Origin of the sequence: Paraburkholderia sabiae (assembly GCF_030412785.1) — a bacterium.
Classification (GTDB): Bacteria; Pseudomonadota; Gammaproteobacteria; order Burkholderiales; family Burkholderiaceae; genus Paraburkholderia; species Paraburkholderia sabiae.
In genome coordinates this window covers 1,988,071-2,012,334 of the sequence record NZ_CP125296.1, presented here as the reverse complement: position 1 = coordinate 2,012,334, position 24,264 = coordinate 1,988,071, and the positions used below count along the sequence as shown (strand labels likewise).

Sequence of the window (24,264 nt, the reverse complement as noted above, 5' to 3'; positions counted from 1 at the left end):
AATCTTCCCTTCGTGACGTCGCTTCACGGAAGCATATCTCGATAATTTCCCGATATTACCGGCTATTTAACCTTTTCTGATTTTCGCGGGCAACGTTACACGAATGAAACGTTTATAATTCGTCTGCCTTGAAAGTTTCTGTAATTAATACTTATCGGGGTACGAGTCTCAGTAATTAGTACCTGTAGTACTTGCGCATAGCAAATCGCCGTTTCGTCTCTTTCGGGCGTGCATTTGCAGGTTCCGCGTCGATGTTGACCGCGGAGATGCAAAACGCGGGGTGCGCCCGATCCACAGATGTGCATCGATTCCATCGAACCGGAAGGGTTCGTGGCGGCATGCTGCTGTCAACAAACGCAAGAAGGTTGAGTCAGCGCTAAGGATTCCTAATCGCAGGAGTTTTTTGCGCGACTCGCGCGACACGACATCCGGTCTGATGCCAGATACATACGGAACTCTCCTCACGCGAGAGCGCAAGGTTTCCGTATGTTCCTGGCAAGCGCATGCGGCGGTGCATGAGCGAATGCTCTGCTCGTATGCGTATTCAATAGTAAGTAATCCGTAATAAATACATAACGCGGGTTGTATTCGATAACGCCACAGCGGGACGATTTGTGAACGATCTTGCTGGACCTTCGGGGAAAAAGACTCTCAGCGAGATCAACGGACTATGATGAAATATTGGAAAGTAGTGGGGGTTGCATCGGCAACCGTGCTGACGTCGTTCGGTGCGCAACAGGCGCACGCTCAGGCAACGTCGATCACTGTCGCAGGACAGCAATACACGCTGTGCGGCAAGGAAAATGGCAATTGCTCGTTCCTCGGAACGGGCGCCGTGGTGTTCGGCGCTGTGCCGCCTAACGCGCCTTCGGTGATGCTGACTGCGCCGCGCACGTTTACCAACGGCGTGGGCTGTTACGTGGGCGCGGTTTCGCAGACCGACCCCGCATACGGTTACGGAAAGTCGTGCTGGGTGCATGCGGTCGCGGCTACGCCGACGCCGTCGCCCGCTCCGGCGCCGACACCGGCTCCGACGCCTACGCCCACCCCGACACCGACGCCGACGCCGACGCCCACCCCGACGCCGACGCCGACGCCTACCCCCACGCCGACACCCACTCCGACGCCGGCTCCCGCGCCGTCACCCGCAGCCACGCCGGCACCCGCAGGCAGCTCGTCACTCTCGTGCGGCACGCCTACGCAAAAAGCGGGCGGCACGGCCAACGGCCTGATCACGGCCGATACGCCGACCACCGACGGTCTGCGCGTGTTCAAGAACAACACGCCGTTCAACGTCACCATCACGACGAACGCGCCGAATGCGGATACCGTGGTCTGGTCGATCGCCGATTCGAATGGTGCGATCAAGACGCAAGGCAGCTTCCCCGTAAGCGCCGGCGTTCAGACCAACACGATCTCGTGCGCTTCGACGTGGTCGGGCTATGGCGCGATCACGGCCACGCTGCGCGCGAACGGCGGCACGCTGCCGCATAGCGGCACGCGTCCGACGGGTATCGCGACGTTCGGCGTGCTGCCGAACCTGTCGTCGGCGCTCGGCACGGTGACGTATGCGAATCAGGACCAGCATCGCTTCGGCATGCAGGGCTTCAACGGCAACATCGCTGCGCTGCATGCACTCGGCATCACGTGGACGATCGACGACCGTCAGCAGTCGGCGATGGAGCCGAATGGCCCGAACACGTACACGCCGAACGTCAGCGACCTCGATCCGTTCTATAAGGCGAACCCGGACCAGATGCGTATCGTGCGTCTCGACGGCATTCCCGCATGGAACTCGAAGACGGGCCAGTTCACGGACAGCTACTACGCACCGAAGGATCTGAACGAATTCCAGAACTTCATGGCGAAGGTCGGCACGGACACGAGCCTGATCCGCGCGGCGAACTACCCGAACCAGAAGAACAACTACTATCAGGTGACGTGGGAACCGAGCCTCGCATGGGCCGACAGCGACGCGAACTTCGTCGCGATGTACAAGGCTGCGTATCAGGGCATCCACTCGACGGACCCGAACGCAATCGTGATGGGCACGGGCAATCCGTTCGCCGCGAACTGCGATACCTGCACGGCAGGCTATCTGAAGAAGTTCGGTGCGCTCGGTCTGTGGAACTACATCGACGCGGTGTCGACGCACGGTTACTGGAACGCAGGTACGTATCCGGCGCATCCGCCTGAGCAGTACGACTCGGATCCGAGCCCGGCGAACCAGGCGAACGCGCTCGACAACCAGATCGCGCAGCTGCGTCAGGTGATGCAGGCCGGCAAGCCGAACATGAAGCTGTTCTTCACGGAAGCGGGCACGAGCTACGATCCGGGTCTCGCTTACGGTCCGACGGTGCCGTCGCAGAACCAGCTGTTCGCCCATGCGGCAGTGGGCGTGCGCTCGCACATCATCACGCTGGGTTCCGGCGCGCAGATGACGACGCTGTTCTACGGTCCGGACTATCCGGGTGAAGTCGGCTACGGTTCGTTCTTCGACCTGAACAACGCGCAAGGCTCGTTCGGTGCATCGAACCTGTCGCCGAAGCCTGAAGCAATGGCGTTCGCCACGATGACGCGAGTGCTGGACGGCACGAACACGCTGGGCCGCATCAAGGGCTCGCCGTCGGGTGTCTTCGCCTTCGCGTTCCAGCAACTGGGCAACGGCAAGGTCGTGACGGCAGCATGGACGCACAGCAACGCGCAGTGGCCTGTCAACGGCACGTATAGCCAGACGTACTCGCAGGCTTATTCGCTGCAGGTGGACAATCCGGGCACGTCGGGCAACGTGACGAAGATCGACGGCTACGGCAATGTCAGCACGGTTGCGTACTCGAACGGTCAGGTGTCGCTGACGCTGACGGAAGTGCCGCAGTACATCGTGTCGAACAACGCGACGATTGCGAAGGGCAACTCGACCGTGCCTGTTGGCTACACGGGTCAGTAAGCGTCGATAGCCGGAAGGCTGTCACGTAGCAACGCACGAAAAAATGCGCCATCCCGATACCGGGGTGGCGCATTTTTGTTTTCAGGGCATGTGTATGTTTGCAAAACGCGCATGCAAAACGCGCATGCAACGCAACGTCTCGGCGTTCACGACCTGAGCGCAAGGCCCGACTTGATCTTGCCTTCCGCATCCTTTACAGGATCGGCCGGCTTAAGCGTCGGCTCACCGATGATGTCCGCGATCTTCGTGCGTTCTTCAGCTGGCGTCAGCGGTTTTTCATCGGCATCGGCAGTGGCTTTGGCGGGCGCGGGCGCAGCGTCGGCCTTGCGCGCGGACAGCGAATGCTCGCTCATCTTCGACATCAGCATCGCCGCTTCGCCTCGCGGGATGCCCGTATCAGTCAAAAGCGTGTGAACCGCTTTCAGATCGGCGTCGCCGTTGATGTGCTCCATCGCGCGCTTCTCGCGCTGCGACTTCGTGAGATTGAGTTCCTTGTCGACGCTGCCGAGCTGCGTCAGGCTGTTTTCGCTCGCGGCCTTTATGCCGTTCTGCGCGATGCTGCTGATGTGTTTGTTCGCGAGATCCTGCGCGTCGGATTTGACTGTCGCCGACTTGCGGTCATTGATCATGCTGCCGGGAATCCTGAAGCCGAAATTGTTCTGCTGCGCAGCGTTGCGGCGCGCGCTTTCATAGGCTACGGCATACGCGCCAGCCTTGGCGCCGATCGGTGCATCCGCGGGTAAAGGCGGCAGTTCGTCCATCCGTCGATTGACGTGACGGAGTACCTCGTCGCTCTTCTCATTGCGCATGTCTTGCCGCGCTTCGACGAAGGGCTTTTTCAGTTCGAGCGCCTCCTTGCCGCCGAGTCCCGCATGCCCGGCCACCAGCGCAGGCGTAATCGCGCCGTGCGTGCCGACGATCTGCGCCGTGGTCGCGGCCACGCCGATGCCCGAGCCCAGCGTCGCGAGCGCGGCGCCGCGTCGCTGTTTGCCCTTGTTTTCCGCGATGCTCATCGTCGCGAGGACATCGCGCGCGTGTGTCGAGTCGGGATGTGACGTGTCTTTGGCGATTCGCGTGAGTTTGGCCTTGTCGTATTGCCAGTTGCCTTTGGCGTCTTTGGTGATTAGCTGATTTTCGGGGACTGACGGATTGCGCCTGAATGCAAGTTCTTGCGCGGGCGTCAGTTCCTTGGGCTTGACGAGGCCTTGATTGAGCGACGCGCCCGGTGTGCCCGCCATGCTGCTCGCCGCTTCAAAACGTGCGACGTCGGCGGCGAGCATGTCGTTGACCTTGTTTCCATAGCGCTTGCTGATGTTGTGCGCGGCCATCGCGGTAGAACCCGACGCGGCGGCGTTGACGAGTTCGGTCGCGGGCGCGGCATCGTAGGCAAACTTGCCGTGCTCGTTGGACGACGCGGCATTCAATATGTTGTTCATCGGCTTCTTGCTGGCGAGGCCGACCGCGTGCACGCCCTTTCTGTTCGCGCCGAGCATGTTGGCGAAGCGCGCGAAGCCGCCGCCCGATTCGGCCTTCGGCGGCACGAACGAATGGACGTTGCCGGGTTTGCCGGGAATCGCAGGAAGCGGCTTCGCGGGACGTTGCCCGGAAGCGCTGGCGGCGGGCGGCTTCGGCGCGGGCTCGTTGGGAGGAACAGACGGCAGCGGCTTGTCCGTTCGCATCGGCGCGGACGATGTCGATGCCTCGTTCGGTCCCGGCCGTGGCGACGACGGCCGCTTGCTCAGCGCATCGAATTGCGGCGACGAGCGCTGGCTCAGTCTGCTTTCACCCGACTTCGGCGTCGATGTTCCCGTCGTGCTTGCGTTTGAATCGACGGAAGAACGCGACGTGATTCTGATTGGGGCCATGACTTGGGTTCCGTGATTGAAGTTTCGGAAGCGGCGCTTTGACTTCGGCATCGGCAAGCGGCGTCGGGCTGTCCCGTGCTTGCCTGCGAATTGTTGTGTGCAACACCGATGTGAACGCACGGCGGGCCGAAAGAACGCTGACTGAACCGAAGCTGGACGGATGAATTTTTGGTGAACGCAAGGGCGCAACGCGCGATGCCCGTCGATACATTTCGTTACGCCATGGAAATACGGAAGATAACTTCGGCGCTTTTAATCGACACGAACGCATGGACTGACGCGTGGAATATTCGCCCGGACTGCGTGTTGTGAAGAGGTGATGACGCGTGAAGTCCTGACACGGCGCGTCACGCGTGCTTCGAAAACAGTCCGATTTCTAGAGGTCGAAATGAAAATAGCGGTAATGGGTGCTGGCGCGATAGGCTGCTTTGCGGGAGGCTTGCTCGCCAGAGCAGGGCACGACGTCACGTTGATTGGGCGGCAGAATCATGTATCGGTAATCAGGCGTGACGGACTGCGGTTCGCATCAGCCTCTTTCGACGAGTTCATTCAAGTCGACGCGTGCACCGACGCGTCCGGCGTCGCGGACGCGGAGTTGATTCTGTTCTGCGTCAAGTCGACCGATACGGAAGAAGCCGCCGCCTCGATGAAGCCCTACGTGTCGGAGGATGCGGTGATCGTCACGCTGCAAAACGGCGTCGACAATGCCGGGCGGGTGCGCGCAATCGTCAATCGCGAAGTGCTGGCCGCTGTCGTTTATGTCGGATCGGCGATGCAAGGCGCGGGTCACGTCCGGCATCACGGAGGCGGCGATCTGATCGTCGAGCCCGGTCAATCCAGCGAGCGACTCGCGCAAATGCTCAGTGCCGCCGGCATTTCGACGACGATCTCCGCGAATGTGCGCGGCGCGCTGTGGGAAAAGCTCATGTTGAACTGCGCTTACAACGCGGTGTCTGCGCTCGTGCAAGTGCCGTTCGGCGAGCTTTGCCGACGCGGCGGAACGTCGGTGGCTTCGGCCATGCGCGACATCGTGGCGGAATGCATCGCGGTGGCGAGCGCGGACGGCGTGAACGTGTCCTGTGATGTGGACGGGACGGTCGCGCGAATCATGGCGACGATCCCGGCAGGCCAATATTCATCGACTGCCCACGACATCGCGGCGAACCGGCCCAGCGAAATCGAACATCTGAATGGTCATATCGTTCGACGCGGCGCGGCCCTGGGCATCGCGACGCCCGTCAATCATCTGTTGCTGATGATGGTGCGAGTGGTCGGCAGTCCGCTCGCCAGTGATCGCAAGCTGGCGGCGCCAGCACTCGCGTAAAGCGCCGCACCAACAAACAGCGCTAGGCGAAAACCCTGGCGCGATTCTCCTTGTCGAGTAGATGCTAGCTGGTATGATGACATCATGACGGCACATGTGATGAGTCGGTAATAGCCATACAAAACAAACGACCGTCGACTGGTTTTATGTAGTGCACAGGCGTTTAACCAGACTGGAGACAAGACGATGAAAGCATCGAAGCGGTGGCTCGCGCTCGCGTTGACCACCTTGACGGTCGTCGGCGCGAGCGGCGCCGCGCAGGCGGCGAACCTGATCGCCATCATTACGCCCTCACACGACAACCCCTTCTTCAAGGCGGAAGCCGACACCGCGAACGCGCGCGCGAAGTCGCTCGGCTACGACACGATCGTCCTCGTCCACGACGACGACGCCAACAAGCAATCGAATCTCGTCGATACGGCCATCGCGCGCGGCGCGAAGGCGATCATTCTCGACAACGCCGGCTCCGAAGCGTCGATTGCCGCCGTCAAAAAGGCGAAGGCGGCGGGCATTCCGTCGTTCCTGATCGACCGTGAAATCAACGCGACGGGCATCGCCGTATCGCAGATCGTGTCGAACAACTATCAGGGCGCGCAGCTCGGCGGCCGCGCATTCGTGAAGGCGCTGGGCGAGAAGGGCAACTATGTGGAACTCGTCGGGCGCGAGGCGGACATCAACGCGGGCATCCGTTCGAAGGGCTATCACGACGTGATCGATCAGTTCACGGGCATGAAGATGGTCGAGCGGCAATCGGCGAACTGGAGCCAGACGGAAGCGTATCGCGTGATGGAAACCATTTTGCAGAGCCATCCGGACATCAAGGGCGTGATTGCAGGCAACGACACGATGGCGATGGGCGCATCGGCTGCATTGAAGGCGGCGAAGCGTTCCGATGTGATCGTCGTCGGCTTCGACGGCAGCAACGATGTGCGCGACGCGATCATGCGCAACGACATCCGCGCGACGGTGCTGCAACCCGCCGCGCAGGCCGCGACAGAAGCCGTCGATCAGGCGGACAAGTACATGAAGACGGGTTCGACGGGCAAGCCGGAAAAGCAGCTGATCAACTGTTCGCTGATCACGAAGACGAACGCGGGCAAGCTCGACATGTTCGCGCTGCGTTAACGTACAACGTCGTGACAAGGAGATGCCGCGCGCATCTCCTTCTCATGCGTTACCGTCTGCACCACGCATCAGTTTTCTCATCCGGCGTACCGAGAGGTCATCCATGAGAGGTTGCATGTACGCGGCGATCGCGTTGATTGCCTCGAGCGGGGCGTTGCAAGGCTGCAAGCTGGTCAAACACGACGCACAGTCGTCGAAGAACCCGCGCGATGCGTATGCGTCGGCGGGCTACGATCCGAACGCGATGGTCGCGTCGATGTGGAGCACGAAGATCGTGCCCGACGTCGAAAAACGCGCGACCGACTACGCGACGTTGCGCGACGCGATCAAGGCGGACCCCGACGCGGCGGGCAAGAAATACGGCTATCGCGGCAAGGACGACGGCGCGCCGTGGAATTTCCCGACGAAGCTGCACGGCACGATCGTCGACGTCGACACGCAATCGAGCCAGGGCACGGTGGGCGTCGATATCGACGGAGACGGCAAGGCCGATGTGATCGTCGATATCGGTCCGACTGTGCTCGGCACCACGTTGCGCGATACGCTCGACTTCATTTCCTTCACGAGCTTTCGCAATCAGATCGAATACGCGCAGTTCGGCACCGCGCTGAACAGCTACGCGGCCACGCACGTGATGAAGCCGCTGCCGCGCGATGCGCTCAAAGGCAAGCCTGTCACCGTGACGGGCACGTTCTCATACGATTCGTCGGCGGATCAGCCGGAGATCGTGCCGCTTGCCGTCGCGCTCGGAGGCAAGTCATGAGCGAGACCGCAGACGTGGACGACGTGATCCTTCACGTCGAAGGCGTGACGAAGGTGTATCCGGGCACGGTCGCGTTGAAGGAAGTCAACTTCGCGGTGCGGCGCGCAGCTGTCAACGTGCTGGTCGGCGAGAACGGCGCAGGCAAGTCGACGCTGATGAAGATCATCGCTGGCGCGGAACAGCCGAGCACGGGCCGTCTGCTGCTCGACGGCAAGCCGATCGAGTTGACGAGCAGCGCGGACGCGTTGCGGCATGGTATCGGCATCGTGTTTCAGGAACTGAATCTGTTCCCGAATCTGACGATCGCCGAGAACGTGTTCATCGCGCATGAAATCACGCGTGCAGGTATCGATATCGATGCCGATGCGCAGCGGCGCAAGGTGCGCGAACTGCTCAAACGTCTCGAACTGGATGTGAGCCCGGATACGCTCGTCGAAGATTTGCGCATCGGTCAGCAGCAACTCGTCGAAATCGCGAAGGCGCTCGCGCACGATGCACGCGTGCTGATTCTCGACGAACCGACTTCGGCGCTAAGCGCGGCCGAAGTCGAAGTGCTGTTTCAGGTGATCGCGGATCTGAAGGCGCATGGCGTCGCAATCGTTTATATCTCGCACCGGCTCGAAGAACTGGTTCGAATAGGCGATTACATCACCGTGCTGCGCGACGGACGCATCACCGGCAATCAGCCGATGACGCAAGTCGACGTGCCTTGGATCGTGCGTCAGATGGTCGGCCGCGACACGAAGGATTTTTCGCGGCCGATCGGTCACGAGCGCGGCGCCGAAGTGCTGACGGTGCGCGACGTGTGCCTGCCGCGCAAGGGCAGCGGACTGCTGGTCGATCACGTGTCGCTGTCGCTGCATGCAGGCGAGATCGTCGGCATTTACGGGCTGATGGGCGCGGGGCGTTCCGAACTGTTCGAATGCATACTCGGCTGCCATTCGCTCGCGACGGGCGATATCGTGCTGGACGGCAAACCGCTCGCTGGCAAGCCGATTGCGCGGCGCGTCGCTGAAGGACTCGCACTGATTCCCGAAGATCGTAAAGCCGACGCGTTGCTGCCGATTCTCTCGATCGGCGACAACATGACGATCTCCAGTCTCGCCGACTTCGCGCGCGCGTTTCATATCAGCACGCAGCGCGAACAGCGTTCGATCACGCAATACATCCGCGATCTCGCGATCAAGGTCGCTGACTGGCGGTTGCCCGTGAGTTCGCTGTCGGGCGGTAACCAGCAGAAGGTGATCATCGCGCGCGCACTGATGACGACGCCGAAAGTGCTGCTGATGGACGAGCCGAGCCGCGGCATCGACGTCGGCGCGAAGGCCGACATCTTCAAGGTGATGCGCGATCTCGCGGTGAAGGGACTCGGCATTCTGTTCGTGACGTCCGATCTCGAAGAAGTGATGGCGCTGTCGGACCGCATTCTCGTGATGTCGAACGGACGCGTGACGGCTGAGTTCGACGCTTCCGAAGCGACCCAGGATGCGCTCGTCGCGGCCTCTGCCGTCGGCCACCGCACGGCGCTACCCGATCAACGCGCCGCAGCCTGACGCGGCGCGTTTCAAAGCTGATCCAGCAACACACTGGAGATAATTCATGACGATGGCTATCAAGGGCGAAGCACCGGGCGCGAGCCTCGGCGAAGCACCGCTTCTGCTGCTGCTCAAATTGCGCACGTTCATCGCGCTCTTTGCCGTGGCGATCTTTTTCTCGTTCGCCGCGCACAACTTTCTGAGCATCGAAAATCTGCTGATCATGTCGCGGCACGTCGCGCTGAATGCGTTCCTCGCGATCGGCATGACCTTTGTGATCGTCGCGGGCGGCATCGATCTTTCTGTCGGCTCGATCGTCGGCTTGTCCGGCATGGTGGCGGGCGGGCTGATCCTGCATGGCATTCCCATCGGCGATCAATACACGCTGTATCTGAGCGTGCCCGAAACGATCGTAGCCGCGCTGCTGACGGGCGTAGCCGTAGGTGCAATCAACGGCTTGCTGATTACTCGTCTGAACGTTGCGCCGTTCATCGCGACGCTCGGCACCTTGTATATCGCGCGCGGCGCGGCGTTGCTGTCGTCGGGTGGCGAGACGTTTCCGAACCTGACGGGCAATCCCGACTACGGCACGACGGGTTTCCCGATACTCGGCAGCGCGTCGATCCTCGGCATTCCGTTGACGATCTGGCTGCTCGTCGTAGTGGGCGCGATTGCCGCTTACATCGCGGGACGCACGCCGCTCGGGCGGCAGATCTACGCGATCGGCAGCAACGAGCGCGCGGCGCAACTCTCCGGCGTGCGCGTGAACCGCGTGAAGATGTTCGTCTATATGTTCTCGGGATTGTGCGCGGCGATTGTCGGGCTGATCATCTCGTCCGAACTGGTCGCATCGCATCCGATGAGCGGCGAAACCTTCGAACTCAACGCAATCGCGGCAGCCGTGCTCGGCGGTACGTCGATGTCGGGCGGGCGCGGCAAGATCGGCGGCACGATCATTGGTGCGTTCGTGATCGGCATTCTGTCCGATGGCCTCGTGATGATGGGCGTCAGCTCGTTCTGGCAGACGGTCATCAAGGGCGTGGTGATCGTGGCTGCTGTCGTCGTCGATCAGATTCAGCGCCGCGTGCAGCAACGCTTCGCGCTGCAGAAACAGGCCGCGACGGGAGCGTGAACGATGAGCGTATCGACGCTTCGGGATCGCGAGACTTATCACGGCGCGCTGATCGGCTGTGGATTTTTCGCGCGCAATCATCTGCATGCGTGGCGCGATATCGAACGCGCGAAGATCGTCGCGCTGTGCGATGCGGACGAAGCGCGTTTGCATGCTGCGGGCCGCGAGTTCGGTATCGAGCGTCTTTACACCGATGCTGCCGAGATGTTCCGCGAAGAACGCCTCGATTTCGTCGACATCGCGACGACGGTTGCGAGTCATCGCGCGCTCGTTGAACTCGCGGCGTCTCATGGCGTTGCAACGATTTGCCAGAAGCCGTTCGCGCGCACGCTCGACGATGCGCGCGCGATGGTTTCGGCATGCAAGGAAGCGAACGTGCCGCTGATGGTGCACGAAAACTTCCGCTGGCAAAGCGCGATTCAGGCTGTCGGCGCGGCCTTGGAGTCAGGGTTGATTGGCACGCCGTTCTGGGGCCGTGTGTCGTTTCGCTCGGCGTTCGATGTGTTCAGCGGGCAGCCTTATCTGGCAGAAGGCGAGCGCTTTATCGTCGAAGATCTCGGCATACATATTCTCGATATCGCGCGCTTTCTGTTCGGCGATGCGACGCGCGTGACGGCGAGCACGTCGCGCGTCAATGCGGCTATCAAGGGTGAAGATGTCGCGACGATCATGTTGTGTCACGAAAGCGGTGTGAACAGCATCGTCGATTGCAGCTATGCGACGCGCTTGCCGCATGAGCTGTTTCCGCAGACGCTGATTGAAGTGGACGGTTCGGCGGGTACGTTGCGATTGATGGCGGATTATCAGTTGCAGATTCATGCAGCAACGGGCACTGAGATACGCGATGCAACGCCACCCGCGTTGTCGTGGATGAGTTCGCCGTGGCAAGCGATTCAGGGCAGCGTGCTGAATATCCAGTCGCACTGGATCGACTGTTTGCGCAGCGGACGCGAACCCGCGACTAGCGGCCGCGATAATCTGCGCACGCTCGCGCTTGTCGAAGCGACATATCTGTCTGCGCGTGAAGGGCGTAGCGTGGATTTGCGCGAACTTGAAAGGCCGCGCAATGAGTGAGGATCTCGCGACGCTCTACTACGGCACGAATCAACCTGTCGACGAAGCGCAGCGTTTGCAAGCCGGACCGTGGTCCGCGCTTCTGATCGACGGCGCGTTGCATGAGATCCGTTATCGCGACGTCGAAGTGATTCGCGCCGTTGCGTTTCTCGTGCGCGACAAGGATTGGGGCACGTGCCGTCCGGTGTTGAGCGGCTTCGAGATCGATCAGACGGAAAGCGGTTTTCGCGTTGCGTATCGCGCGCATTGCACGAATCCCGATGGACACGCATTGAGCTACGTGTTGTCGATGGATTGTGCGGGCGATGGCGCGCTTTCGTTCAGCGCGACCGTCACCGCACACGATGCGTTTCTCACCGCGCGTTGTGGCTTCTGCGTGCTGCATCCGCTCGACGGCGTGGCGGGTGTGCCGGCGCGCGTCGAACACAGCGACGGCACATGTGAAAGCGTGGCGTTTCCCGCGCTGATCGATCCGTGGCAACCGTTCAAGGATATTCGCTCGATCGAACACGACATGCCGTGCGGACTCACGGTGCGCTGTTCGTTCGCGGGCGATGTGTTCGAAATGGAGGATCAGCGCAACTGGTCGGATGCATCGTTCAAGACGTATTCGCGGCCGCTGGCATTGCCGTGGCCTTTCACGCTCGACGCAGGCGCGACGATGACGCAGACCGTGACGCTTCATGTCGAAGAGCGTGTATCTGCGGAGCGTGAGCCGCTCGCAACGCATGATTGCGTGATCACATTCGAAACAGGCGATGAACCGATGCCCAGGCTCGGCATCGCAGTCGCAGCAGACGAAATCGATCCGACGCTCGGGCATCTGTCTTTGCTAAAGGAACTGAGTCCGCATCAACTGACGCTCAGCTTTGATCCGACTGCAGGCGACGGCTTGCACGAACTCGAACGCTTCACGGCTTTGCAGCGCCAAAGCGCGATTCCGTGCGTGCTCGAATACGCGTTGCCAGGCGTCGATGCGCCGCGTGCGGAACTTGAAGCGTTGTCTTCGTTGATCGCGGCGTCACGCATCGAGTTGACGGGCATCGTCGTGAGTCCGTCTGTGCATCGGCAGTCGAATCCGCCTGGCAGCATCAGCCCGCCGTGTCCCGCGCTCGACGATGTGTATCGCGAAGCGCGCCGTGCGTTTCCGCAACTGCGGATCGGCGGCGGCATGTTGAGCTATTTCACCGAACTCAATCGCAAGCGTCCGCCGCTCGAACTCGTCGACTGGACGACGCACGCGACCTGTCCGATCGTCCACGCCGCCGACGATCGCAGCGTCATGCAGACGCTCGAAGCCATTCCGCACATCACGCGCTCATGCCGCGCGCTGATCGGCGCGCAGCAGCCGTATTCGATTGGTCCTGTATCGATCGGAATGCGCCAGAACCCGTACGGTTCGCGGACGATGCCGAATCCGCACGGCGAGCGTATCGCGATGGCCGCGTGCGATCCACGCCAGCGCGCGTTGTTCGGCGGTGCGTGGCTCGCGGGGTATGCAGCGGCGCTGGCGGGCGCGCGCATCGACACGCTGACGCTCGGCGCGCTCACGGGCGCGCGCGGTCTCGCCGATGTCAGCGATGTCAGCGATGTCAGCGATGGCGTGCGGCCCTATCCGATGTTCGATGTCGCGAAGGCGCTCGCGCGCATGGCGGGCGCGACGCGACTCGTGTGCGCGGGCGTGATTCCGCGCGAGATCGCGTGCGTGGCGGCGCGTGATGCACAAGGACAGTTGCATCTGCTGATCGCGAATCTGACCGACTCACGGCAGGAAGTGCGATTCGATCTGCGCGGCATAACCGATGCGCCGCTACAGGCACTCGCAATCGACGAACAATCACTGCAAGGCAAAGGAAGCGACGAGCCGTTTCGCCTTTTGCCAGCAGAACAGCGCATCACGCTGAGCCCGTTCGCCTGCGTGATTGCGACGACGGACAAATGAACTGAAGAAAGGTGTCGGTAGTAAACCCAGTGCCTATTTTTTATTCATGATGGTCTACTCATCACACCAGCACATCACACGAGTGATCTGTTCGAAGGCACAGAGTCGCGAGACCGATCAAGGAGACGCAATGCAAACTGCCCCACACGCTGACAAGGCCAACCCGAGCGAGCTGGAGCGCTCGACTATCCGCAAGGTTTCGCTGCGCCTCGTGCCGTTCGTCGCGCTGATGTTCTTCATCAACTTCCTCGACCGCACGGCGATTTCGTTCGCGGGTCCGAACGGCATGACGAAGGATCTCGGGCTCGACGCCGCGCAGTTCGGCTTTGCGGCGGGCGTGTTCTTCATCGGCTACATCTTTCTCGAAGTGCCGAGCAACCTGGCGCTGCACAAGTTCGGCGCGCGCCGCTGGCTCGCGCGGATCATGGTGACGTGGGGCATCGTCGCGCTGCTCTTTACCTGGGTCAGCAGCGTGCCGGGGCTGTACGGGCTGCGCTTCGCGCTCGGCGTCGCCGAAGCGGGCTTCTTTCCTGGCGCGATCCTGTTTCTGAGCATGTGGGTGCCGCAGCGCCATCGCAATCACATCCTCGCGCTTTTCTATCTCGCGCAGCCGCTGACGATCGTGATCGGCGCGCCGTTCGCCGCATTGCTGATTGAAGCGCATGGGCTGTTTGGTCTTGCCGGATGGCGTGTGATGTTCCTCGGCGTCGCCGTGCCCGCGATCGTGATCGGCATCGTCGCGTGGTTCTATCTGAGCGATCGGCCTTCGCAGGCTCGTTGGCTCACATCCGCCGAGCAGCAATGGCTCACGGCCGAACTCGAAGCCGAGCAGCGTCAGCGCGGCGCGAACGGCGCGCAGCATCGGCATCGCGCGAGCGCTGCGATGACGAGCGGCCGCGTCTGGATGTTCTCGCTGATGTACTTCGGCCTGATCTACGGCCTGTACGCGCTCGCGTTCTTCCTGCCGACCATCATCGGCGGCTTTGAGACGCAGTTCGGCTCGCACTTCAACGTGTTCCAGAAAGGGATCATCACGGCGATTCCGTATCTGCCCGCCGCAATCGTGCTGTTCCTGTGGAGCCGTAACGCGACGAAGCATGGCGTGCGCGCCTGGCACATCGGTATTCCCGCGCTGGTCGGCGCGCTGAGCATTCCGCTCGCGCTCTTCATGAAGTCGCCGTCGACGAGCATCGCCGTCATCACGATCACCGCCTGCGCGATCTTCTCCGCGCTGCCGAATTTCTGGGCGCTGCCCGCGCGCTTTCTGTCGGGAGCAGCGGCAGCCGCCGGCATCGCGCTGATCAACACGGTCGGCAATCTGGCGGGCTTCGTCGCTCCGTACGTGACGGGCGCACTGAAGGACGCGACGGGCTCGTATCACGCGGCGATGTTCGTCGTCGGCATCTTCATGCTGCTGAGCGCCGTGCTCGCCTTCGCGTTCTGCAGCGAGCGCCGCACGCGCGAACAGGACGAACACGCAGCCGTCGCGCTCGATCCGCGCGCCAGCTGAACATCCATGGACATTCCTGAACATCTCGTATCCCTGCAAGGAGAGAACACGATGAAAGAGAAAATCGCACTGATCGGTGCCGGCGGAAAAATGGGCTTCCGTCTGTCGAGCAACCTGCTGAAGTCGGACTATCGCGTGGCGCACGTCGAAGTGAGCGAAGCGGGCCGCAAGCGTCTGAAGGACGAACTGAATGTGGATTGCGTCTCCGTCGATGCCGCCATCGACGGCGCGCAGGTCGTGATCCTCGCGATACCCGACACGCTGATCGGCAAGCTCAGCCACGAAATCGCGCCGAAGCTGCCGGCGGGCACGATGGTGATGACGCTCGACGCCGCTGCGCCGTTCGCGGGCCATCTGCCCGACAGGCCGGACCTGACGTACTTCGTCGCGCATCCGTGCCACCCGATCATCTTCAACAACGACGACGATCCGAAAGCGCGCCGCGATTTCTTCGGCGGCGCTTACGCGAAGCAGTCGATCACGAGCGCGCTGATGCAAGGCCCCGAGTCCGCATTCGATCTCGGCGAAGACGTCGCGAAGACGATCTACCAGCCTATCTTGCGTTCGTACCGTTTGACCGTCGAACAGATGGCGCTGCTGGAGCCTGGCCTGTCCGAGACGATCTGCGCGACGCTGCTGTACGTGATGCGCGAAGCGATGGACGAAACGGTCAAGCGCGGCGTGCCCGAACAGGCCGCGCGCGATTTTCTGCTCGGCCACATGAACATCCTGAGCGCGGTGATCTTCAACGAAATCCCCGGCGCATTCTCCGATGCGTGCAACAAGGCGATCGAGTTCGGCAAGCCGCGTCTGATGCGCGACGACTGGAAGGGCGTGTTCGAACGCGAAGAGATCGCGGAAAGCATCCGCCGCATCACGTGATGCGCGGCTTTTCCCTTGACCTTGAATTGAACAGGACTGCATCGTGAGCGAACGCATTCACGCTACTTACTGGCTCGAAACGGGCGACGATCCGCGCCGCGCCGCCGAGGTGATCGCCGGCGAACAGTCGAGCGGCACCTTCGTCGCGCTGGCCACCGAGACGCCCGAACTGAAGGCGCGTTCGGGCGCGCGCGTCGAGCGGCTCGAGATTCTCGAAACCGTCGATACGCCGAGTCTGCCGGGAGGCATGAAGTCGGACGTGTACACGCGCTGCACGCTCGAACTGTCGTGGCCGATCGAGAACATGGGGCCGTCGCTGCCGAATCTCATGTCGACGATCGCGGGCAATCTGTTCGAATTGCGCCAGGTGTCGGGCTTGCGGCTCACCGGTTTGACGCTGCCGCCTTCGTTCGCGGCGGCGTATCCCGGTCCCGCGTTCGGCATCGACGGTACGCGCAAACTGAGCGGCGTCACGCATGGTCCGCTGATCGGCACGATCATCAAGCCGAGCGTCGGATTGTCGCCGGAAGAGACGGCGCAGCAGGTGCGCGAGCTGGTAGAAGGCGGCATCGATTTCATCAAGGATGACGAACTTCAGGCCGACGGTCCGCATTGTCCGTTCGACGAACGCGTGAAGGCCGTAATGCGCGTCGTCAACGAGCACGCCGAGCGCACCGGCAAAAAGGCGATGGTCGCGTTCAATCTGACGGGCGATCTCGACCAGATGCGACGGCGTCACGATCTCGTGCTCGCGCATGGCGGCACCTGCGTGATGGCAGTGCTCAATTCCGTTGGACTCGTCGGTATGCACGAGTTGCGCAAGCATGCGCAACTGCCCATTCACGCGCATCGTGCGGGTTGGGGTTATCTGTCGCGCAGTCCCGAACTCGGCTGGGACTACGCGCCGTGGCAAATGATCTGGCGGCTTGCGGGCGCGGATCACTTGCACGTGAACGGCTTGCGCAACAAGTTCAGCGAACCGGACGACAGCGTGATCGCGGCGGCGCGTGCCGTGCTCTCGCCCGTGATGCCCGGCGCGCCGATGACGGCGATGCCCGTGTTCAGTTCGGGACAAACGGGTTTGCAGGCGGCCGATACGTACGCCGCGCTCGGCCGCGCCGATCTGATCCACACGGCGGGCGGCGGCATCTTCGGTCATCCGCAAGGTGTCGCGGCGGGCGTGGAAGCGCTGCGCGAAGCGTGGGTCGCGGCCATCGAAGGCGTGCCGCTCGACAAGCACGCCGAGCGCAATCCGGCGCTGCGCGCGGCGCTCGGTTTCTGGAAGTGAGCACGCGATGACAGATCCAGCGCAAACAGCACTGCCAGAGGGACCGCTGCTCGCGTACTACGGCGACGACTTCACGGGATCGACGGATGCGATGGAGGCGATGACGGCGGCGGGCGTGCCGACTGTGCTGTGTCTCGACACTCCGACGCCCGATCTGCTCGCGCGCTTTCCGGATGTGCGCTGCGTCGGGTTGGCGGGTTCGTCGCGGGGACGCAATCCGGCGTGGATGCGCGACGTGTTGCCGTCCGTGTTCGCGAGTCTCGCGGCGTTCGGCGCGCCGATTCTGCAATACAAGGTGTGCTCGACGTTCGACTCATCGCCGGAAACCGGTTCGATCGGCGCGGCCATCGATATTGGCGTCAACGTGATGCGCGCGCGCTGGTCGCCGATGGTGATCGGTGCGCCGCGTCTGAAACGCTATCAGATGTTCGGCAATCTGTTCGCTGCCGTGAATGGCGAGGGCTATCGCCTGGATCGTCATCCGACGATGTCGCGTCATCCCGTCACGCCGATGGACGAAGCGGATTTGCGCGTGCATCTCGGGCGGCAGACGTCGCGCCGCATCGAACTGATCGACATGGTGCAGTTGCGCGGCGGCGAAGGCGTTGCGCGTGTCGGTGCGCTCGGCGGCGATGACAGGCCCGCCGTGCTGATCGATGTGCTCGACGAAGAAACGCTCGTCGAAGCGGGGCGGCTCGTGTGGGAGCAGCGCGGCGAGGGCGTGTTCAGCGCGTCGTCGTCGGGGCTGCAGTATGCGCTGGCCGCGTACTGGCGCTCGCGCGGCTGGTTGCCCGCGACGTCTTCGCTGCCCGTCGCGAAACCCGTCGATGCGATCGCCGCCGTGAGCGGCAGTTGCTCGCCCGTCACGGCATCGCAGATTGCGTGGGCGCGCGCGCAGGGCTTTCATGTCGAGCGGCTCGATTTGCGCCGCGCGCTCGATCCGCAAACGGGCGACGCGGAGATCGAACGCGCCGTCACCGTCGCCGCCGATGCGCTGCGGCGTGGCGTCAGCGCGATCGTCCATAGCGCGGAAGGTCCGGACGATCCGACTGTCGTTCGTTTCGACGATATCGCGCGCGACGCGGGTTTGACGCGTCAGCAGGCGGCGCGCGATGTCGGCGGCGCGCTCGCGCAGCTGATGCGTCGGTTGCTCGATCGCGTCGAGTTAAAGCGCGTGATCGTGGCAGGCGGCGACAGTTCGGGCGAAGTCGCGAGCACGCTGGGTATCGATGCGCTCAGCGTCGTTGCGGGTCTCGCGCCGGGCGCACCGCTGTGTCGCGCGTGGTCGAAGTCGACGCAGCGCGACGGCCTGGAGATCGTGTTGAAGGGCGGGCAGATCGGTGGCGCTGGGTTTTTCGGTCTGGTGAAAGAGGGCCGCGAAGCAGCGTGAAAATAGCCGTATAGCGGATAAACCCAGAATATCCGTATATCGGCTAATTTGACTTTATCCGTATAGCGGCTAAAATGAAAATAGCCGAATAACGGATATTTCTATGTCTGCCGCTCCCACCAGTCGTCCGCTCGTGACCGCGTCCCAGCTCGGTCAGCTGCTCGTCGCTTCGCGCAAGCGGCGCAAGCTCACGCAGGCGGAGGTCGCGCAACGCGTCGGCTTGAGTCAGAACCGTATTTCGTACCTGGAACGGAACCCGGACGAGCTTAGCTTTAGACAATTGCTCAGCTGGTGCGCAGCCATCGGGCTCGAGTTGCGCCTCGCGGAGCGGGGTGCGGTCGAGTCGGCCGATGTCTCGGAGTGGTGAGCATGGGTCGCCGCTCGCATAGCCAGACGCTTTCCCTCTGGGCCAACGGTGATCTGGTCGGGCGTTGGACGGTCAACGCCAACGGGGCGTCCGAGCTGCAGTACGACGCCGCCTGGCGCGACTCGCCGCGCGGGCGTCCGATCTCCCTGTCGCTGCCATTCAATCTCCACAACGAACCGCTCAAAGGAGACAGTGTCTCCCACTACTTCGACGGCTTGCTGCCGGACAACGAGACGATTCGCAGGCGAGTGGCCGCACGCTTCAAGACCGGCTCGATCGAAGCGTTCGATCTGCTGGCCGTCATCGGTCGCGATTGCGTTGGGGCGCTTCAACTCTTGCCCGACGGCGCGATGCCGGAAGGGATCGACAAGGTCGAAGGTATCGTCGTCGACGAGGAAGCCATCGAGCGGCATTTGCTCGAAGTCGTCAGTCCGGAGCGTTTCGCCGCGGGAAGGGATCCCGATGACGACTTCCGCATCTCGCTAGCGGGCGCGCAGGAAAAGGACGCGTTTCTGTGGTGGGACGGCCAGTGGATGAAGCCGCGCGGCGCAACACCGACGACGCATATCTTCAAGCTGCCTATCGGCATGGTGGGCGGGCGCAAGGCCGACTTCACCACGTCCGTCGACAACGAGTGGCTGTGCATGCGGCTCCTCAAGGAGTACGGACTGCCGACAGCAGAGGCGCGCATCGAAACGTTCGGCACGCAACGCGTGCTCGTCGTCGAGCGTTTCGACCGGGTGCTCTCGCGCAGCGGCAAGCAGCTGTTCCGGCTGATTCAGGAAGACTTCTGCCAGGCAACGGGCACCTCGCCGCTGGTCAAATACGAGAACGAGGGCGGTCCGGGTCTCCAGAAGCTCTTCACGCTTTTGCAGCAGTCACAGCAGGCGGCAGAGGACATGCGCACGCTCATGGCTTCGCAGATTATTTTCTGGATGATGCGGGCGCCGGACGGTCACGCCAAAAACTTCAGCATCCAGTTGCAAGCCGGCGACGCGGGTCGCTTCAGGCTGACGCCGATGTATGACGTGATGTCGGCTTATCCCGTCATCGGTGATGGGCCGAATCAGTGGGTCGATCAGGAAATCAAACTGGCGATGGCCTTGCTCGGAAAGAACAAGCACTATCAGGTGCATAAAATCGAGCGGCGGCACTTCAACAGCACGGCCAGGAAAGTCGGCTATGGCGATAACGCCGAACCGCTTCTGCAGGAGATCATCGCCCGCACGCCTGAAGTCGTAGAGAAAGTGCGCGGCGAACTGCCCGAAGGATTCTCGGAGCAAGTGGCGGACAAGATATTGGGCGGTATGCTGGCGGCGGCGCGCGCGTTGGAGAGCATGTCCGCAAGCTGACGCGTTCGGCTGCAAAGCCTCAGAAGCACCCGACGGTTCCACGCAAGCATCAACCGGTGTATGGTATTGTCATTACACCAGAAAGCTTGTCGCATACATGTAATGGGCGAGATCATCCCGCGTCGGAAGCTGTACCAGGAAGTCGTGGACCGTTTGATGGAGCGTATCCGCTCGGGCGAAATCGCGCCCGGCGCGCAGCTGCCATCTGAACGCGAACTGATGGAAATCTACGGCGTCGGGCGGCCTGCCGTGCGCGAAGCGCTACAGACGCTCGAACGCTCGGGCATCGTCGAGATCGTACACGGCGAGCGCGCGCGCGTCGTCGTGCCGACGGCCGACCGGCTGATCGGCCAGATCGCAAGCGGCGCGATGCATCTGCTGCGCACCGATCCCGAGATGCTCGAACATCTGAAGCACGCGCGCCTCTTTCTCGAAACGGGCACGGCGCGCATGGCCGCCGAACGCGCTACCGAAGAAGACGTCGCGCGGCTGCAACTGAGCGTCGCGCAGCATCGCGCGTCGATGGTCAACCTCGAAGAGTTCATCGAGCGCGACATGGCGTTTCATCGCGAGATCGCCAAGATCAGCGGCAATCCCATCTTTCCTTCGATCGTCGAGTCGCTGTTCCGTTGGGCAGGCGAGTACTATCGTCCGCTGGTTCGCGCGCCCGGCGCGGAAGAGCTGACGCTCGCGGAGCATCAGCGCATCGTCGATGCCATTGCGAAGCGCGATGGCGACGCCGCCGCGGAAGCGATGCACGCGCATCTGTCGCGCGCCAACGATCTCTACCGCAAGCTGAGCAAGTAAGGCCGACGTCTACAGCTTCGCGGGCAAATTCATTGCCGGCTTTGCGGACGCATCGGGACGCGTGCAGTGCGTTTCGAGCGCGGAGCAGGTGGATTTGTTGCGCTAGAATCTTGGCACCGCGGGGGTATTCGCTACGGGCAGCAAGAGCCGAAACACGCCCGACAGCCTGGCACGAACACGATGCCAGTGCGACCGAAGAACAACAACGCCGCTGTGCTGATGACGAACGTGAGTCGCTTGATTTTCCCGGCGCGACAGGCTGTTTGCCCGCTGCCGGATTTCCTGCCGCTCATCCGTCAGCTTCAGCCTGCCGAGGGACAATCAGCGGCGAAACACCTATAAGGCATCATGTATTCGACCTTGCCAGCGTTCGTATCCGCGCTGTTCCTGGGCTTCGGTGTGTACGTCCTGCTGACGGAGGGCGTGACGCGTTTATCGGCGCCCTTTGCGCTCATGTGCATGACAACGTTTGCGTGGCAGGGCACGTGGGCGTTCCTGTTCCAGTCGACGAGTCCGGAAGCGGCGGGAGTGCTCGTCAAGGCGGGCTACTTCTTCATCCTGTTCCTGCCGACCACCTTCTATCACTTCGTCATCGAACTCACGGAGCGGCGCGACGAGCGGCCGCTGCTGATGGCGTCGTATGCGCTGTGCGTGATCCTTGCCGTGCTGCTGGTGACGAGCGATGAAGTCGTGGCCGGCTTCGGCAGCCATTTTTTCGGCGACTATCCGAAGGCCGGGCGACTGCATCCCGTGCATGTGCTGCAGACGGTGATGCTCGCGGGCCGCAGCGGATGGCTGCTGATCGTGTCGCGGCGTCAGGCGCGCGCGCGTCATCGACGCCGCCTGCTGGGTCTCTGTCTCGTCAGCCTGTGTCTGTATTCCGTCGCGGCAGGCGATTACGCCGTCAACTACGGTTACGTGTTCTATCCGCCCGGCGTGATCTTCATCGCGATCAGTCTGGGCATTCTCGCCGTCACCATCGTGCGGCACGGCTTGATGCGCCAGTACTTTCTCGCCGCGACGGTCGCACAGGAAGTCGCGATGCCGCTCGAAGTGATCGGCATGCATGCCGACGAACTCGGCAACGCGCTGCCGGAGTTGCTACGCGGCTATCAGCTCGCCGTGCGGCATCAACTGCTCGTCAACGGTCTGTATCCGGGGCAGTCGGAGCGCCTGCCTACTCTGACGCGCGCGATTCGCCGTCAGATCGACAGCACGAGCACGGTCGTCGAGATGTCGCTCGCGTCGTTCACGCTGGACCGGCTCGATCGACGCAGCTTCGGTCCGCAATCGATCCGCCATTGCGTCGATTCGGCGTTGGATCGCTATCCGTTTCAGCCGGGTGAGCGCGGTCGTGTCTCTGTCATTCCGATCGATCCGCAACTGCGTTTCTCTGGCACGGATTCGCTGTTCGTCTTCGTGCTGTTCAACCTGCTGAAGAACGCGCTGTACGCGATCGAGGCGAGCGGCCTGGGCAACATCACGATCAGCGCGGGACGCGACGGCGGCTTCTGCGTGATCCATTTCAACGATACGGGTCCGGGCATCGCGCCCGACATCCTGCCGCACATCTTCGATCCGTTCTATTCGACCAAACCGCCCGGCCAGGGCGGCGGCATGGGGCTCGAGTTCTGCCGGCGCGTGTGCGACGCGTTCGGCGGGACGATCTCGTGCGCGTCGACGCCGGGCGTGCTGACCACCTTCACGCTGCGGCTGCCGGAGCCTGGTTCGATGGCGGACCGCGCAGCGCACGATCCGCCCGTTAAGGCCCGACGCTCGCGCGCCGGGCAGCGTGAGATCAATTAGTTCGTGACGGGCGGCAGGATCACTTCATATTCCTTGACCCGCTCGATGATCCCTTCCGGAAAACGCCGGATCCGCTTGTCCGTTCCGGCAAACAGGATCTGCTGATAGCCGTGCGACACGGGACGCCCGTCGACGCAGAAGCGGAACAGCAGATACGCCGAACATTGCCGGACCTGGAACGTGTTCAGGTAGCAGTCGACGCGCTGGAACGGAAACGTCTCCTGCACGTATTCCTGATGCGCGCGTTTCGTGACAAAGGTGCCCCCTGCGGCCAGCAGATTGTTGTGAATGCACTCATGGAACCAGCGTTCCCGGCAGATGCCCTGCCATTCGAAATAGCGGGCGAAATAGGTGTTCATGAAGGCATTGGAGTCCTTGAGGTAAATGTCGATGACGTGGTGAAAGGTCTTCTGTGGCGATCCTTCGATCATCTCCGTCGACAGCAGCGAGGACGTACGTGACAGAACCTGAGGGATTGCTTCGCGAGTCAACATGCATTGCTCCTTGGGATGGCCGCATGCGGCGGCCACGCATTCCTTCTGCATGAAGGAACGCCCCAATTCTGGCCCCTCGGTTTGAGTTTCCATTCTGGATGCCGTTAAACGTGTTGAATCATTAGCACACGAATCACACGTTGAAACGGCGGCGGGCGGTTCCGCTCTGCGCGGGGCCTCACAGGAGAAACAGAGAGTTCAATGATGAAAGTAGAAGATCTGATGACGAAGCGCGTCGTGACGGTCGGCTTCGACGACCCACTCGAAACCGTCAAGGATATTTTCGAGCAGTCGGGGTTTCATCACCTGCTGGTCGTCGAAGACCGGACGTTGCAGGGCGTCGTGTCGGACCGCGATCTGTTGCGCGCGCTCAGCCCGTTCATCGACAGTGTGGTGGAGACGCAGCGCGATATCGGCACGTTGAGCCGGCGCGTGCATCAGATCATGAGCCGCAAGCCGGTCACGCTGCGCCCGGACGCCGACGTGACGGACGCGATCCAGTTGTTCCTGAACCATCCGATCTCGTGCATCCCGATCGTCGATGGAGCGTTTCGTCCAGTGGGGATCGTCAGCTGGCGCGATCTGCTGAAGGTCTGCGCCGACGTGCTGGGTTCGCCTAAATCGGCGGATGCCGAGGCGGAACCGGCAGCGCGCGATTAAG

At 62.2% G+C, this 24,264-nt stretch carries 19 protein-coding genes; 17 read left to right on the top strand and 2 right to left on the bottom strand.

Features of this window, described 5'->3' with window-relative positions; all coding sequences use genetic code 11:
- Positions 1-670 precede the first annotated feature (670 nt).
- The gene (locus QEN71_RS38435) at positions 671-2,947 is read left to right on the top strand and encodes a glycoside hydrolase family protein (protein WP_201649768.1); all 2,277 of its coding nucleotides are present in this window, start codon (positions 671-673) and stop codon (positions 2,945-2,947) included.
- Between the two features lie 146 nt (positions 2,948-3,093).
- Here QEN71_RS38435 and QEN71_RS38430 read toward each other — a convergent pair whose 3' ends face one another.
- Positions 3,094-4,812, bottom strand: coding sequence for a hypothetical protein (locus QEN71_RS38430; RefSeq protein ID WP_201649769.1), 1,719 nt, complete (start codon positions 4,810-4,812; stop codon positions 3,094-3,096).
- 388 nt (positions 4,813-5,200) lie between these two features.
- On the opposite strand from QEN71_RS38430, the gene QEN71_RS38425 reads away from it, so the two are divergent.
- The 15 genes from QEN71_RS38425 (at position 5,201) to QEN71_RS38355 (ending at position 23,109) form a co-directional block, all read left to right on the top strand.
- Complete coding sequence (locus QEN71_RS38425; RefSeq protein ID WP_201649770.1) at positions 5,201-6,136, top strand: ketopantoate reductase family protein; 936 nt, start codon at positions 5,201-5,203, stop codon at positions 6,134-6,136.
- A 186-nt stretch (positions 6,137-6,322) separates the two neighbouring features.
- Complete coding sequence (locus QEN71_RS38420) at positions 6,323-7,261, top strand: D-ribose ABC transporter substrate-binding protein (protein WP_201649771.1); 939 nt, start codon at positions 6,323-6,325, stop codon at positions 7,259-7,261.
- A gap of 115 nt (positions 7,262-7,376) precedes the next feature.
- Positions 7,377-8,024, top strand: a complete 648-nt coding sequence (locus tag QEN71_RS38415; protein WP_233471768.1) for a DUF2291 family protein — start codon at positions 7,377-7,379, stop codon at positions 8,022-8,024.
- Positions 8,021-9,577, top strand: a complete 1,557-nt coding sequence (locus QEN71_RS38410; protein ID WP_201649773.1) for a sugar ABC transporter ATP-binding protein — start codon at positions 8,021-8,023, stop codon at positions 9,575-9,577. The genes QEN71_RS38415 and QEN71_RS38410 overlap by 4 nt, the downstream gene beginning before the upstream one ends.
- A 46-nt stretch (positions 9,578-9,623) precedes the next feature.
- Positions 9,624-10,691 (top strand): ABC transporter permease, encoded by a 1,068-nt coding sequence (locus QEN71_RS38405; RefSeq protein WP_201649774.1) that lies wholly within the window; start codon positions 9,624-9,626, stop codon positions 10,689-10,691.
- A 3-nt stretch (positions 10,692-10,694) separates the two neighbouring features.
- Positions 10,695-11,765 (top strand): Gfo/Idh/MocA family protein, encoded by a 1,071-nt coding sequence (locus QEN71_RS38400; RefSeq protein ID WP_201649775.1) that lies wholly within the window; start codon positions 10,695-10,697, stop codon positions 11,763-11,765.
- Positions 11,758-13,707, top strand: a complete 1,950-nt coding sequence (gene apnL / locus QEN71_RS38395) for a D-apionate lactonase (protein WP_201649776.1) — start codon at positions 11,758-11,760, stop codon at positions 13,705-13,707. Before QEN71_RS38400 ends, apnL begins: the two co-directional genes overlap by 8 nt.
- Before the next feature lie 130 nt (positions 13,708-13,837).
- Positions 13,838-15,217, top strand: coding sequence for an MFS transporter (locus QEN71_RS38390; protein ID WP_201649777.1), 1,380 nt, complete (start codon positions 13,838-13,840; stop codon positions 15,215-15,217).
- Between the two features lie 51 nt (positions 15,218-15,268).
- Positions 15,269-16,099: a phosphogluconate dehydrogenase C-terminal domain-containing protein gene (locus QEN71_RS38385; RefSeq protein WP_201649778.1), complete on the top strand. Its 831-nt coding sequence runs from the start codon at positions 15,269-15,271 to the stop codon at positions 16,097-16,099.
- Positions 16,100-16,142: 43 nt separating this feature from the next.
- The gene (locus QEN71_RS38380) at positions 16,143-17,387 is read left to right on the top strand and encodes a ribulose-bisphosphate carboxylase large subunit family protein (RefSeq protein ID WP_201649779.1); all 1,245 of its coding nucleotides are present in this window, start codon (positions 16,143-16,145) and stop codon (positions 17,385-17,387) included.
- 7 nt (positions 17,388-17,394) lie between these two features.
- A complete protein-coding gene (oiaK, locus tag QEN71_RS38375) occupies positions 17,395-18,777 on the top strand; it encodes a 3-oxo-isoapionate kinase OiaK (RefSeq protein WP_201649780.1) in 1,383 nt (460 codons plus the stop codon).
- Between the two features lie 103 nt (positions 18,778-18,880).
- Positions 18,881-19,144 (top strand): helix-turn-helix domain-containing protein, encoded by a 264-nt coding sequence (locus QEN71_RS38370; RefSeq protein WP_201649781.1) that lies wholly within the window; start codon positions 18,881-18,883, stop codon positions 19,142-19,144.
- A 2-nt stretch (positions 19,145-19,146) separates the two neighbouring features.
- Positions 19,147-20,496: a type II toxin-antitoxin system HipA family toxin gene (locus tag QEN71_RS38365; RefSeq protein WP_201649782.1), complete on the top strand. Its 1,350-nt coding sequence runs from the start codon at positions 19,147-19,149 to the stop codon at positions 20,494-20,496.
- Between the two features lie 102 nt (positions 20,497-20,598).
- Positions 20,599-21,303: a transcriptional regulator NanR gene (locus QEN71_RS38360; protein WP_201649783.1), complete on the top strand. Its 705-nt coding sequence runs from the start codon at positions 20,599-20,601 to the stop codon at positions 21,301-21,303.
- Positions 21,304-21,651: 348 nt separating this feature from the next.
- Complete coding sequence (locus tag QEN71_RS38355; protein WP_201649784.1) at positions 21,652-23,109, top strand: sensor histidine kinase; 1,458 nt, start codon at positions 21,652-21,654, stop codon at positions 23,107-23,109.
- Here QEN71_RS38355 and QEN71_RS38350 read toward each other — a convergent pair.
- A complete protein-coding gene (locus QEN71_RS38350; protein ID WP_201649999.1) occupies positions 23,106-23,603 on the bottom strand; it encodes an acyl-CoA thioesterase in 498 nt (165 codons plus the stop codon). The two genes, QEN71_RS38355 and QEN71_RS38350, sit on opposite strands and share 4 nt — an antisense overlap.
- 204 nt (positions 23,604-23,807) lie before the next feature.
- Between QEN71_RS38350 and QEN71_RS38345 the strand changes: the two genes are divergently transcribed.
- Positions 23,808-24,263 (top strand): CBS domain-containing protein, encoded by a 456-nt coding sequence (locus QEN71_RS38345; protein WP_201650000.1) that lies wholly within the window; start codon positions 23,808-23,810, stop codon positions 24,261-24,263.
- Position 24,264 lies beyond the last annotated feature (1 nt).

Excerpts from the sequence above, each read along its gene's own strand:
- QEN71_RS38435 (WP_201649768.1), top strand. The coding sequence starts at position 671 with ATGATGAAATATTGGAAAGTAGTGGGGGTTGCATCGGCAACCGTGCTG.
- QEN71_RS38430 (WP_201649769.1), bottom strand. The coding sequence starts at position 4,812 with ATGGCCCCAATCAGAATCACGTCGCGTTCTTCCGTCGATTCAAACGCA.
- QEN71_RS38425 (WP_201649770.1), top strand. The coding sequence starts at position 5,201 with ATGAAAATAGCGGTAATGGGTGCTGGCGCGATAGGCTGCTTTGCGGGA.
- QEN71_RS38420 (WP_201649771.1), top strand. The coding sequence starts at position 6,323 with ATGAAAGCATCGAAGCGGTGGCTCGCGCTCGCGTTGACCACCTTGACG.
- QEN71_RS38415 (WP_233471768.1), top strand. The coding sequence starts at position 7,377 with ATGTACGCGGCGATCGCGTTGATTGCCTCGAGCGGGGCGTTGCAAGGC.
- QEN71_RS38410 (WP_201649773.1), top strand. The coding sequence starts at position 8,021 with ATGAGCGAGACCGCAGACGTGGACGACGTGATCCTTCACGTCGAAGGC.
- QEN71_RS38405 (WP_201649774.1), top strand. The coding sequence starts at position 9,624 with ATGACGATGGCTATCAAGGGCGAAGCACCGGGCGCGAGCCTCGGCGAA.
- QEN71_RS38400 (WP_201649775.1), top strand. The coding sequence starts at position 10,695 with ATGAGCGTATCGACGCTTCGGGATCGCGAGACTTATCACGGCGCGCTG.
- apnL (WP_201649776.1), top strand. The coding sequence starts at position 11,758 with ATGAGTGAGGATCTCGCGACGCTCTACTACGGCACGAATCAACCTGTC.
- QEN71_RS38390 (WP_201649777.1), top strand. The coding sequence starts at position 13,838 with ATGCAAACTGCCCCACACGCTGACAAGGCCAACCCGAGCGAGCTGGAG.
- QEN71_RS38385 (WP_201649778.1), top strand. The coding sequence starts at position 15,269 with ATGAAAGAGAAAATCGCACTGATCGGTGCCGGCGGAAAAATGGGCTTC.
- oiaK (WP_201649780.1), top strand. The coding sequence starts at position 17,395 with ATGACAGATCCAGCGCAAACAGCACTGCCAGAGGGACCGCTGCTCGCG.
- QEN71_RS38370 (WP_201649781.1), top strand. The coding sequence starts at position 18,881 with ATGTCTGCCGCTCCCACCAGTCGTCCGCTCGTGACCGCGTCCCAGCTC.
- QEN71_RS38365 (WP_201649782.1), top strand. The coding sequence starts at position 19,147 with ATGGGTCGCCGCTCGCATAGCCAGACGCTTTCCCTCTGGGCCAACGGT.
- QEN71_RS38360 (WP_201649783.1), top strand. The coding sequence starts at position 20,599 with ATGGGCGAGATCATCCCGCGTCGGAAGCTGTACCAGGAAGTCGTGGAC.
- QEN71_RS38355 (WP_201649784.1), top strand. The coding sequence starts at position 21,652 with ATGTATTCGACCTTGCCAGCGTTCGTATCCGCGCTGTTCCTGGGCTTC.
- QEN71_RS38350 (WP_201649999.1), bottom strand. The coding sequence starts at position 23,603 with ATGTTGACTCGCGAAGCAATCCCTCAGGTTCTGTCACGTACGTCCTCG.
- QEN71_RS38345 (WP_201650000.1), top strand. The coding sequence starts at position 23,808 with ATGAAAGTAGAAGATCTGATGACGAAGCGCGTCGTGACGGTCGGCTTC.